This window comes from Candidatus Poribacteria bacterium (assembly GCA_026706025.1).
Classification (GTDB): Bacteria; Poribacteria; WGA-4E; order WGA-4E; family WGA-3G; genus WGA-3G.
Map to the genome: position 1 here is coordinate 44,669 of JAPOZO010000093.1, position 12,290 is coordinate 56,958.

Genomic DNA, 12,290 nt, shown 5'->3' on the forward strand with positions numbered 1-12,290 from the left:
TCTCCATTATTAGTTATCAGTTATCAGTTGTCAGTTGTCAGTTAAAGAGGTATCTGATTAAACCGGACCCCTCTTTAACCGAAAACCGATGACCAGTAAAAGAGGTTTTGATAATCACAAAGTCTCTTTTTCTCACTGCGAAGCAAACTGAAAGATTTTTTCGGAGAAAAAATCGTACTGAAAACTGACAACTATGCGCCGTGGCATCGCTTGTATTTTTTACCGCTACCGCAAGGACAGGGTGCGTTTCTGCCGACCTTCGGCACGTTTCCCATCGCCTGCTGCGAAGCGAATTCGGCATCATCGCTGGCTGAGGTGGCACTGTCCGCTTTGGCACGTCTCGGTGGCTGTCTACGCGGTTTGCCTGTGCGTCGCCCGGGGACACGGCGCGGTGCTTCGGTATTGACCCGAGATTTGAAGATAAATTCGCTGACCTCTTCCTCAATGTGTTGATACATACTCTCAAAAACAGCGAGTGCCTCGTTTTTGAAGACGACAATTGGATCTTTACCACCGTATCCCGCCCCGAACCGGATCCCTTCCTCGATGTAGTCAATATTATAGAGGTGTTCTTTCCAGTGATCGTCAATTCTATCGAGCAGGAGTAGGCGTTCAAGGAGGCGCATTACCTCTGGTCCGAGTTCGGTCTCGCGTTGCTCATAAGTCTCGCGGAGGACCGCCAGTGTCTGTTCCTCAACATCGTTCGCATCCGCTTGCGCCAACGGCGTTTTCCAGATCGGTTTGACGGGGAACTTATTTGTCAACCATTGCTCATACCTGCCCGGATCTTCGAGAGCGTTTCCACCCTTTTCCGGTAGATTGTCATCAATCGCATCTTCAACGACTCTCTCAATCATCTGCCAGATTGTCGTTTTGAGGGTAGCCGGTGTTTTGCCACCTTTTTCAGCGAGTGCTGCAAGCCCCATCTCCTCCGGCATGTTCCCGTTTTCTGGGGATTCCGATGCGTCCGTTTCTGGTGCATCTTCGCCTGCAGACAATATTGACATGTCGGTCGCCGATGCCAAGACGGTATCGCGTAAGGTATAGATCGTATCACGTTGCGAATCCATGACATCGTCAAACTTCAGGAGGTTCTTCCGAATTTCAAAGTGCATCTGCTCAACACGCGTCTGTGCTTTTTCAATGGACTTGGTAACCCATGGGTGCTCTAAGGGTACCTCTTCTTCCATGCCGACCCGTGTCATTAACCCTTGCAAACGTTCGGATCCAAATTTCCGCATCAATTCGTCTTCAAGGGAGAGGTAGAACCGAGATGAGCCTGGGTCGCCCTGTCTCCCGGCACGTCCGCGGAGCTGATTATCAATACGACGCGACTCGTGGCGTTCTGTGCCGACGATATGGAGTCCGCCTGCGGCTAAGACCTTTTCTTTATTTTCGTCACAAATTGCTTCTGCTTTTTCGAGTGCTGCCAGGAATTCTTCGGACTCTGGATGGACTTCCTCTACTTTTTTTGTTTTCTGCTTGCGGAGCATCTCCTTCGCTAAGCCTTCAGGGTTACCGCCGAGTAGGATGTCTACGCCGCGACCTGCCATATTCGTAGCAATCGTTACAGCCCCCGGGATCCCCGCTTGTGCGATGATGTCGGCTTCGTGTGCGTGTTCTTTGGCGTTCAGAACTTGGTGTTTGATGTCCCGATGTTTGGTTCTGAGCATCTTACTGAGTTTCTCAGAGGTTTCAATCGAGACTGTCCCGACGAGTATCGGGCGCCCTTTTTCGTGCTGTTCGACGATGTCGTTCAAGACGGCATCATATTTCGCATCTTCGGTCGCATAAATCTGGTCGGGGTTGTCCATTCGGATCATGGGTTCGTTGGTAGGGATAACGGCGACCTCTAACCCATAGATGTGCGCGAATTCGTTTGCCTCTGTGGCGGCGGTACCTGTCATACCGGCGAGTTTATCGTACATGCGAAAGTAGTTCTGGTAGGTAATCTTGGCACCGGTTTGGCTTTCCTGAACGACTTTAACGCGCTCTTTCGCCTCAATGGCTTGGTGGAGTCCTTCACTTAACCGTCTCCCAATTTGTTTCCGTCCGGTGAATTCATCAACGAGGAGCACTTCGCCGTTTTCGACGAGATAATCGACATCGCGTTTGTAGAGGTGATGTGCGGTGAGTGCCTGATTGACGTGATGCACCATAGCGATATTGGTATGTTCGTAGAGATTCCCGACACCGAGACGGCGTTCAACTTCTTCGACCCCTTCATCTGTCAGGGTTACAGAGCCGCGCGATTTCCCTTGCTGGTCAATCTGGAAGTGTTCTTCCGCTCGGAGATGCGTGACGACGCTGTTAACTTGCCTATAGAGTTCGGCGGGTTTACCGGAGGGTTCTGAGATGATGAGCGGTGTCCGTGCTTCGTCAACGAGAATGCTATCCACTTCATCAAGGATGGCGTAGACGTGCCCGCGTTGCACCTTGGTGTCAAACGAAAGGGCTTTGTTATCCCAGAGGTAATCGAACCCGAATTCGCTGTGTACGCCGTAGGTGATGTCTGATTTGTATCCGAGTCTTTTCTGTTCATGGGGCATCAAACTGAGTGTGAGTCCGACGGAGAGTCCGAGGAAATTATAGATTTTGCCCATCCACTCTGCGTCGCGGCGTGCGAGGTAGTCGTTAACGGTGGCGAGATGTACGCCTTTTCCGGTGAGTGCGTTGAGATAGACGGCAAGCGTTGAGGTGAGCGTTTTACCTTCCCCCGTCCGCATCTCTGCGATGCTGCCTTGATGGAGTGCGGCACCGCCCATAATTTGGACATCGTAATGACGCTGTTTCAACGTCCGTACTGCTGCTTCTCGGACAATAGCGAATGCATCTGGTAAGAGTTCATCAAGCGATGCGCCTGCGTCCAATTTTTGGCGAAATTCTGGTGTTTTGGATTGCAGTTGTGCATCAGTGAGTTTTTTGATGTCCGTCTCGCGTTGGTTGACCGCTTCGACGATGTCACGAAATTTTTTGACATCCCGGTCCTCTTTACTACCGAAGACTTTTGTTATCACTTTTTGGAACATAGTTGCTATCCTGTTTATGGGTTATCAGTTTTCAGTTTTCAGAAATTGGGTTCCTTCGGCCGGTTCCGGGTTAAACGGCTCTAACAAATTGTGTCCATCAATTTTCTTACGTAAAATCGTATAAATCACTGTATTTCCGGCGGAAGCGATTGAAAATAGGTGTGCGATTACCAGTCCAGCCCCCATTAGCAGCGTGGTTGTGAGAAAAATAGCCGTCACTGTCGTCATGAAAGTAGATGGCTCTTTCATGGCCATGCCGATGTTAAAGACACCCAAACTGTTAACGTATGGCAGCATTGCTAACTTTTCGATAGCACCACCGAGCCATAGGTTTGCACACGCCGTGATGTGCTCCATCTGCCCGGTATGTAGAACAGACATCGGCAGCATCACGATTGAAAAGCCTGCGAGGCAAAAAAACGCCCAGATCGGTACAAAGATGAGTTTTATCAGCAACAACATCGCTTCATAACACACTGTGAGCCACGATTTGTTCCAAACGATGGCAAACTGCTGATAGATGGTTTCAAACGTATCGGCACCTGTCGTGGCGACAACAGCGGGTACAAAGAGCAGGCTGACAGAAAAAACCACGGCGATTAATGCCATTAGCACACCGAGAAAGAATCCGAGCGGCATGAAAAGTGAAGCGACCATGAGAAACGGTTTTCCGACGACCGGTAACTTTCCGAGTCCGGCAATGCTAAGGGGTATGAGGGCGAGAAATATCTGGATGAGAAGTAATCCGATGAACGCGCCCAAAACAGATTTCCAATGCCCTTTGAGAAAAGTTACGGCATCACCGACCGAAAAGAAGAAATCCCCGCGGAACTGTTCGATGGTAATTTTGGAAGCCACAGTGCTTGATAGGAAGAAGATGCATGCGAAGCTTATCACTCCTATCCACATTGCGATCTCAGTTATCTGTGCGAGTTCAGCGTTACTGAAAGGGGTGACGGGTAGGAGTGCGTATGTATTCCAAAAATCCTGAGCAGCAGCACCACCCTCAACGAAAAGACTGAGATATACCAAAAGTTCATAAATCAGATACGCGATGACGAGTCCAATGAAATGAACAGCGATCTTGCGTCCACTGAATCCGTAACGGATAACTCGGAAAATATCCCTGAAATCGAAGTATCGTTTTTCCATGAAGGATTCTTCTGCTTTTTTACGGGTGCTTATGTATTAATGATACTACAATTTACACGATTTTGTCAAGTGGGAATAGTTATCAGTTTAGAATAGTTACCAGTTACCAGTTGCCAGTTACCAGTTTAGAATAGTTATCAGTTTTCAGTTTAGAATAGTTATCAGTCATCAGTTTTCAGTTTTCAGTTACAAGAGAATTATCATTAGAATAGTTTTCAGTTGGCAGTTCCGAGTTGGATGAAGCCGTAGACGGGGATGCGGATGGGTAGTGGGTCTGCTGTAGTTAGGATTTGGATTTCCTCACGCAAAGGTTCTGGCGCGTCTGGAACATGCCATACGACTTTTAGTCTTTTCTGGTGCTGTTTACCGGTGTCGCTCATAATACTAACCTCCAAAACGGTAGGAGTTTCAACTTTCAGCACCTCAAAACGGGATTCAGCAGAGAGCGTGAATTCTAACGATGGCTGTGTGCCTGCCACTGCCACGCCATAGGAGAGGGTTTGTGGGTGTGCCGTAACGGGTGCCATGACTTTAGCAGTGACGGGGAGCGTTAACGTCCGTTCGTTGGGGAACGCCACAGTGAGTAGCGATGAGAAGGTACCTCTGTCTTTGCGCGGCGCGAGTTGAACGGTAACAAGAAATGATGTGTCTGTGTCAGGGTCAGGTGTCATTTCCCATGTTAATCTCGAATGGTTTGATGGTAAGAGACGGAGGTCTGATGTGTTGAGTGGCGCGTTCACAATGAGTTTGAGTTCTTTTTGATGCGTCGTTTCTGGGCGGATATTTCCGAAATCGCAGACATCAGGATTCAGGGTTGCAAACCGTTTGGCAGCCGCGACGATTGTCAGAGAAACGCTTGGGGTTTTGAGGCTATCGGTGAAAATGGTGGCGGTTGCCAAGGTCTGGTCAGCGGGCAGGATTTCTGGGTTGATGTCTATATGGAAGGCTGCTGCCTCATTGGGTCGGATCTGTTCGGGTGCTGTAATCTTTGCGTAACTACAACCTGTGTGAACATTTTGGATGCGGAGTGTGTTTTTGCCTACATTTCGGGCTGTCACGGTTCGTGTGACGGGACCGTCCCATTCAGGGAGAGTTCCGAAGTTGATATGTTGTCGTTCCAGCAGAAGTTCGGGAGTGGGTTCCTGCGGGTTATTTCGGAGAAAGATGATTAGCCCGGCAATTAGCAGTGTGGGGATGATGATGTATGTGAGGATTGTGCGTTTGGACATGGTTTTATTATAGCGTTGATGACCTATTCTCTTTTGATCGTGGTTAGGGTAAGAATGTAATTGTAATGGGTCTGCCTCTAATAACGTCTGGTCCCTCTTTAGGATCTCGATTTGAGGGTTGGACGAGAAAAACGTCTTGATCTTTGCATCTTAGATATTCAACAAATTTTCGGATTTCTTCAAAAGGTGATTCTGTTTTTAGGAGTTCTCTGAGTTTCTGTTCATCTTCTTCGGCAAGTGGGTCGGGTTTTTCAATTTCCCCGCCAAAGTGTGTGAGAATTTTTATTGTTTGAAACAGGCCATCTTCCTTTTCGAGTTCGTCGAGTGGGATTGCATCGATGGTGTTTCTGACGGTTTGGATAATTTTGAGCATTGTCGGCATGAGTTGGCGAGCCTTGTCTGGTTCGGCGTTTTCAAGTTGTTGGGTACATTTTTCGTAGAGGGTATCCAGCTCCTTGACGACGTTTCGCGGGTGGCGGAGGTAACTATCGTTGTAGGTGTTGAGGTATAACTGTTTGTGTGTCTCAAAGAGTTCCGTGAATTTTTCGGGCATTTTTCCGTTTTTAGGGTTGAGTGTCCAGAAGTTATGGGAGAGGTAGCGTCGGATTTCGCCTGCGCCGTATTTTTCTATGTCGGCGGCGAGTTCGGTTTTGAATTGTTCCATGACAGCGGTGACAACATCGGTGGGTTTCATGAATTGCGCAAACTGGATGACAGCGAATTCTTTGTGTCGATTTGCGAGCCTGAATTTGAGGTCTTTTCGTTTTAGCACAGTTTCCTCCACAGATATAAGTTAACTATTTGTTAATTTATTTTACCATCGTAGACAATGGGTTTTTAAGCGGTAAATTATGAACATTTCGTGAACATGGCACGGAATTTCATGAACATTCATGAACATTGGCGAACTGTTCAATTTTTGTGTTCATGATGTCATGGATGATAAATCCACTTGGGACACGGGTTTGTGGCGGTCATCGATTCGGTGCGTGATGCATTCTTTGGCATTGTGTTCATTAATGTTCATGAAATTGTTCATGATTCTTTTTTATTTTCTGTAAAGGGCATAAACTTAGTTAGCATACGGGTTGATGGCGTTGTTGAATTCTGGATTTCCGTAATTTTTGTGAACAATTGGGTAATTTTAATTTTTGTCAATGCTTTCCTGAAGTGCCTCAAATATAGTGTATCATTGGCTCGGTGGCGTTTGTTGGATGCGGTTCGTTTTTAGGTTGTTCATAAAATGCTAATTTTGTTGGTTAACGTTTGTTAATTTATGTGGTCTACATCTCGTGTTTTTTCAGAGCGTGTTCGCTACATTATGTATGATAACCTGTTTATATATGATAACATATTTGATTTGGGAAGTCAAATTTATTTTTTCTCTGAATCGCGGATTACACAGATTACGCGGATTACGCTGATTTTAAGAGGTTTTCTGTTAGTTCGGGGTGCTATTTGTCTGAATCAGGATTTACTGGATTAGAAGATTTTCAGGATTATTGATCTTTTGGGATTACCGGCGTTTGCCAACCTCAAAATAGAGATGAAATATTTCTGAATTCCCATTTCCGCTTGACTTTGCGATCACCATATGTTATGTTAACACAAGTTTGATATAGGACTCATTTGTAGATTCGGTTGAGAGGATAGAATTATGATAAAAGAACAAATTGACGATATACGTAACAGGTTAAAAAATAAAGAATACCCAAATGAGCAGGCGGTTCGCCAAGGAATTGTGGATCCGTTACTCAGAAACTTGGGTTGGCCACTTGAAGAAACTCAAATTGCTTATCCTGAATACACTGTAGGTTCTGGGAAAGTAGACTACGCCCTACTGGATCCGCAATCGAAGAAACCTCGTGTCTTCATTGAAGCCAAGCAAGTTGGGAACATTGAAGGGGCAGAGGAACAATTGTTTGGATATGATGCTCGCATAAGAGTACCAATCGCGGTCCTCACCGATGGTCAGATATGGCGTTTCTTTCACCCAACGGGAGAAGGAACATGGGAGGAACGTAAGATCCGCGAGTTAGATTTCATCACAGGAGACAGCGCGGAAAGTGCCGAGTGCCTTAGCAAATACTTGAATTACGAGTCAATTTGTTCAGATAAGGCGGTTGATGCAATCAGAGATGACTATAATAACCGTGTCCGACAAAAAAAGATTCAGAGTGGTTTACCAGAAGCATGGCGCGCCTTGGTAAAGGAAGCAGACAAGGGTCTGATCAAAGTTGTGGTGGAAAAAACTGAAAACGTGTGTGGACATCGTCCCGACGATGAACAAGTGATCGCCTTTTTAAGAAAGGAAGAGTTACCCTTAGTACAACCCCTCGCTCCAGATCCTCGTGAGAAACAACCGGTCCAACCTAACGCTCCAACACCACGCAAGAAATCAACACGTTTGCGCGTTACAATGCCTAATGGAGAAGTGGTTGAACGTCGCCATGCAAAAGCCACATTCATTGAGACACTTGAAAAGTTAGGAATAGAAAAGGTAATGAGCGTTCACCCATCTACCGTACGAACCGATCCTCCAAAATATTTTAGAGTTGAATATGGACAGTATTACATACATCATTATGCTGATACTCGTGGTAAAAAACGTGCTCTTGAGGAAATTGCTCAACTTCTAGGTGTCCAAATCACAGTAGAAATAGTTGAGAAATAGTGAAAATCGATCTCACTTTCCAATAGACCTGCTGTTGTGTCTGTCCGTTATCACCCTATTGTGAAAATCTTTTGACAAATCTTTCAATCCAAACCGGTAAAGACAAATATGTATTAAAATAAAACGCAGTTAGTAGTTTGGGGGATGGTTAAATTAGATTTCACGTTATTACTGCCGTTAGTTGTTGGTATGTATTGTAGCATATCAGAAATGTTTAAGAAAAAAAACGCGAGACCGAGGTAGGTGTCGCAAAACCCCGTGAGACAGAGTAGGGTGTCGCTGGTTGTTTTTTATACCTCAAGATTAGTTGATCTAACGTAATTGTATTCGTATGTATTGGATAATCTCGATCAGAAAAGGGGAAGGCTTGTACTGCCTACCGGGTGAAGAAATGACTTGAAAAAGGCTTTGGAAATCCGCTGAAATACTGTTCTTGCTTGGGTGTTTCTTAAGCCAAAACACCAACATTTGTTAGTAGCAACTTGGGTTAAAATAGTTAAAACTGATAAACCTCTCGCAAGGTAAGTAACACTTTCGCTCACTAGCATAGGTTTACTTGTCTACAGATTGTCAATGAGGAACACTATTTTGGAATAATCTCTACTTTCATCGTTGAAATACCAAGACGCTCGGCAATCCTCTCAAGGAGTTCCTTTTTGCGTTCGTTTCGCCAATCACGTGATATGTACCACTCCCCTCGCTTGCGATAATTTCGGCTACTGTCAGATAACTGAAATCGCGAGATAAGCATATTCTCGTGGTCTACACTTAAGACGCGCTCGGGACCAAGTGTAAAAATAACCTCTTCTACAGTATCCGCTGCTATGGGACATTCAATTACCTCTCCACCGGGCATCGTCACTCGAAGTCGCGTGTGTGGGTTATTCATAATAACTGTCTCCTATAATTACTTTCCTAAATGTTAGTGATACCCGTCGTTCCCTACCATGCCTCTCACCTTCCCATTCGTCCCATCCCCTTGCTGGAATACTGTGTAACCACTGATACCTCGCTTCCCCTTCCATGACAATAAGACTTCTCGGTTCGAGCCAGACTGGGATACGCTTTGCTTTATCTAACTTATTTGTGAAATTCATAACACAATTGGATCCCAAGCTTAAAGAAACAATGGTATCCTTGAAACACGGTTCACAATCAATATGCGCTGAAATCCCTTGCCCAGGCAGATATTCATTGACAATCACCTGATCCGCGACTTCTGGCATGTACTTATCCCAATACAGTTCCTTGCTCAATTTTTCCAACCATCCGGGCAACTCACCGATGTGCATATCATAATTTACCTTCCGTGCCCTGTAGTCATACTTAAAGCCGTAATGCTGGACGCGTCGCTTAATGTCGTCAAGCCATAGTTGTTCGTCAACGTGGGCTAATAACTTATCATGTCTCTCTGCTGTGATATAGTTTTTTATACACCGCAACCCCGGTATCTCCATCGATATCTCTTTTTTTTCACTGGGTTGTGGTTGAGGGGCTTGCATATCCCGATCAAACAATTCTAATTGTACTGCTCGTTCTGCCATGGTCAATCTCCTTTGAGGTGTTACCGGTTATAAAAATAATCGTAGGACACATCATAAGGGTGCAGCGTTCCTTGCATTAACCGCTTATATTTTACACGCATGGTTGCCGTGTCATTTTGACCCATAAAAGTAATATGGCGAAAAGCGTTAATAATCCTATTTTTGAGTTCCCTCCAATTTCTATCACCGCCGCTGATATTCTGATACATCATGGCAATTTTATAGTCGAGGTTCGCTTGAACAATATTGAGGAGCGCGTTGATTAACGCATTGATATTTCCTCGGAATGTCATAGAAGCAAGCACGTAACTAAAGTTAAATAGTATCAGCGTATCTTCAGGATTACCTCTTTCAATACTGTTCAAATACGCTGGCAAGTTATTGAAGTTACGTCCAAGGTGAAAATTTTTGTAAAAAGGCTCATCAGAATTGCCAAAGGGGCCCGCAGTGTTTATTTCCGCTGCCTTATTAAGCATGTGTTCCGAAATATCAACACCTATATAAGTGATATTGCACTGTCCTGCTACAGTCCAAAACGCAATACCTGAAGTTAATGGTCCACAACCAAAGTCGATAAAGACTACGTTCTCACTTTCGATTACGTGTCTGTGCCCTCTATAAAAATGATAAGAACTATAGAGGTGCATAGGCATATAAAAAACACCATTGAGTAACACCTTATGTTCTGGTGTATAATCCTTACCGCGCCATGATGATGGGGCATCGAAATCTGTCGAACCTCGATTCAGAACACTTATCCTTAGCCCGTTTATATAATCTGAATTGCTGTTGTAATCTTCAAATTTATTCGCTTCCTCTGGAAGTGATTCTCTAAATGGTGTTATTACCGTATTCTCAAATAAACTGTATAGACTATCGCTGGGTTCATAGCAATTGTAACCTGAATTGTCCGTACCAGTGTAGTGAATATATTGCAATTCAAAACTCCTTTGATAAAAGCATTATACCACAGACACATAAGTGTGTCAACGAAGTATGATTGTCAGTGTCAGGGCGTTCGCTGCGCTTCCCGTCCCTAGTAACGAGTGGGGCCCCTGTCGGCAGTTAGCCTTTTGTCGCTGGCATTATATCTTTCACATTCAAACGTAAGACGCGTCGCGACCGAATTGACGGTGTTTCGTTCTCCTGTGGTTTCGATCAAGGGTTAAATCTAAACTTTCACCGAACTGTATATTAAAGACAATTTTTTTATCCCCTTTTCGTGCATAAAATGAAAAAAATGTGAAAAAAAGTGAATTTTATTGGTAAATCCGAAAATATGTGGTTGTCATGACGGCTACACTCCCGAAAATCCCTAAATCCTATAAATCATGGTTCAGACAATTATCATAATTGCTTCAAAACACGCGCCCGTCTCTGATAATCCCCTTCTCCGCAAAGCGCGGCAGGATGCGGTGTTTCTGGCTGATATGCGCCGGTTTTGCTGACTCGCTATAAGAGCAGTGCAGCCAGACCTACATCTCATTTCGTGTGAGAGCCTCTTCTTGTACAATGACGGCAAACCGCTGCAGCTTCTGAGTTGCTATGGGTGACTTCCCGACGCAATGAAGGTAGACTCAGATAGAATCTCTTGTCAGCTTCGTCCGGATGGTCACGCGGACGAAGACAAGTATCTTCAAGACGAAATGCTAATTGCTAATAGACATTAAGCAAGTTTCAATATTAAATTTGCACATTTCCCATCAATGTCGGGCTACGGGGGTGCCTGCGGAAAAATCGAAAAATTGATACTTTATTATTTAATATTGCTTAATGATTTAACCGTTTTTACAATGCGGCTAATCCGCAATAATTGTCTTTCATGTAATGTGAAACAAAAATAGAGGCTTCATATTACTGTAACGCGTATGTTAGGACGAAAGGTTGCATAAAATAGAAATTAGACATGATAGTGGGTGAATTGTGTGTCCTTATTCATATTTTTGCTTAAAATGGCAGAAATGAGGACAACTCGCAAATGATACCGCTAAAAGACAACAAAACAACGTGAAATGTATCCTAAGCGTTAATTCGCATAATATGTTCTTAACGTGAGTTTGATAAAAGCATATTGTAGCGTAAACTTCCGAGTTTGCGCATATACCACACAAACTGGATGAAGATTAAGAAAATAGATCGGTAACAAAACGGGCAATAATGCACTTCGCATGAATCAACGGTATGAATGCCTTATGGGCATTCCCCGGGGTGAGTACACCGCAGAATTGCCCTACTACAAACAGATGGGTTCGTAGTAGTCAGTAGAAAGAATGCAAGTGGCGTTTTGTTCTCCTACAGGGTCATTCAGTTTTAAATAAATTATCGGATTGTCTCAAATTTTGAATCCTCTTTTTTAAGTCCTGTGCGGTTGCAAACCACACCATAGTGTCAATTTAGGGATTTTTCGTGCCATTCTCGGCAGAGTAAGTCTGAACTGTGATTTCTGTGATTTTTCTGATTTTTCTGATAAGATCTCTGATAGAAAATAAGATGCTGATTGTGGGGTTGAAGTTTCTACAAAGATGGCGTTCCTGGGAAACTGCTGAGCCGTCAGGACTCGGTTTTCAGTTTTCAGTTGCTTGTGATGGGTTTTCTTATCATGAGTATCATAGCAATCAGAGAAATCACAGTTCAGAAATTAAAAGTGTAAAGCGTTAGGAGA

The 12,290-nt window shown here is 44.5% G+C and carries 8 protein-coding genes; 1 reads left to right on the top strand and 7 read right to left on the bottom strand.

What is annotated here, in order from left to right:
• Positions 1-191 precede the first annotated feature (191 nt).
• The 4 genes from secA to OXH00_23965 all read right to left on the bottom strand — a co-directional run bounded on the left by secA (position 192) and on the right by OXH00_23965 (position 6,182).
• Positions 192-3,029, bottom strand: coding sequence for a preprotein translocase subunit SecA (secA, locus tag OXH00_23950; GenBank protein ID MCY3744078.1), 2,838 nt, complete (start codon positions 3,027-3,029; stop codon positions 192-194).
• Positions 3,030-3,053: 24 nt separating this feature from the next.
• Positions 3,054-4,181, bottom strand: a complete 1,128-nt coding sequence (locus tag OXH00_23955; GenBank protein ID MCY3744079.1) for a hypothetical protein — start codon at positions 4,179-4,181, stop codon at positions 3,054-3,056.
• A gap of 215 nt (positions 4,182-4,396) precedes the next feature.
• Positions 4,397-5,410, bottom strand: a complete 1,014-nt coding sequence (locus tag OXH00_23960) for a DUF1573 domain-containing protein (protein ID MCY3744080.1) — start codon at positions 5,408-5,410, stop codon at positions 4,397-4,399.
• 43 nt (positions 5,411-5,453) lie between these two features.
• The gene (locus OXH00_23965; protein MCY3744081.1) at positions 5,454-6,182 is read right to left on the bottom strand and encodes a hypothetical protein; all 729 of its coding nucleotides are present in this window, start codon (positions 6,180-6,182) and stop codon (positions 5,454-5,456) included.
• A gap of 885 nt (positions 6,183-7,067) precedes the next feature.
• Here OXH00_23965 and OXH00_23970 point away from each other — a divergent pair.
• Complete coding sequence (locus OXH00_23970; GenBank protein ID MCY3744082.1) at positions 7,068-8,084, top strand: type I restriction enzyme HsdR N-terminal domain-containing protein; 1,017 nt, start codon at positions 7,068-7,070, stop codon at positions 8,082-8,084.
• 583 nt (positions 8,085-8,667) lie between these two features.
• Here the strand turns inward: OXH00_23970 and OXH00_23975 are convergent.
• The 3 genes from OXH00_23975 to OXH00_23985 are packed head-to-tail and all read right to left on the bottom strand — an operon-like array spanning position 8,668 to position 10,566.
• Positions 8,668-8,973: a hypothetical protein gene (locus OXH00_23975; GenBank protein MCY3744083.1), complete on the bottom strand. Its 306-nt coding sequence runs from the start codon at positions 8,971-8,973 to the stop codon at positions 8,668-8,670.
• Positions 8,966-9,628 (bottom strand): alpha-ketoglutarate-dependent dioxygenase AlkB, encoded by a 663-nt coding sequence (locus tag OXH00_23980; GenBank protein ID MCY3744084.1) that lies wholly within the window; start codon positions 9,626-9,628, stop codon positions 8,966-8,968. Before OXH00_23980 ends, OXH00_23975 begins: the two co-directional genes overlap by 8 nt.
• 20 nt (positions 9,629-9,648) lie before the next feature.
• Positions 9,649-10,566, bottom strand: a complete 918-nt coding sequence (locus OXH00_23985; GenBank protein ID MCY3744085.1) for a hypothetical protein — start codon at positions 10,564-10,566, stop codon at positions 9,649-9,651.
• Positions 10,567-12,290: the final 1,724 nt, after the last annotated feature.

Excerpts from the sequence above, each read along its gene's own strand:
- secA (MCY3744078.1), bottom strand. The coding sequence starts at position 3,029 with ATGTTCCAAAAAGTGATAACAAAAGTCTTCGGTAGTAAAGAGGACCGG.
- OXH00_23955 (MCY3744079.1), bottom strand. The coding sequence starts at position 4,181 with ATGGAAAAACGATACTTCGATTTCAGGGATATTTTCCGAGTTATCCGT.
- OXH00_23960 (MCY3744080.1), bottom strand. The coding sequence starts at position 5,410 with ATGTCCAAACGCACAATCCTCACATACATCATCATCCCCACACTGCTA.
- OXH00_23970 (MCY3744082.1), top strand. The coding sequence starts at position 7,068 with ATGATAAAAGAACAAATTGACGATATACGTAACAGGTTAAAAAATAAA.
- OXH00_23975 (MCY3744083.1), bottom strand. The coding sequence starts at position 8,973 with ATGAATAACCCACACACGCGACTTCGAGTGACGATGCCCGGTGGAGAG.
- OXH00_23980 (MCY3744084.1), bottom strand. The coding sequence starts at position 9,628 with ATGGCAGAACGAGCAGTACAATTAGAATTGTTTGATCGGGATATGCAA.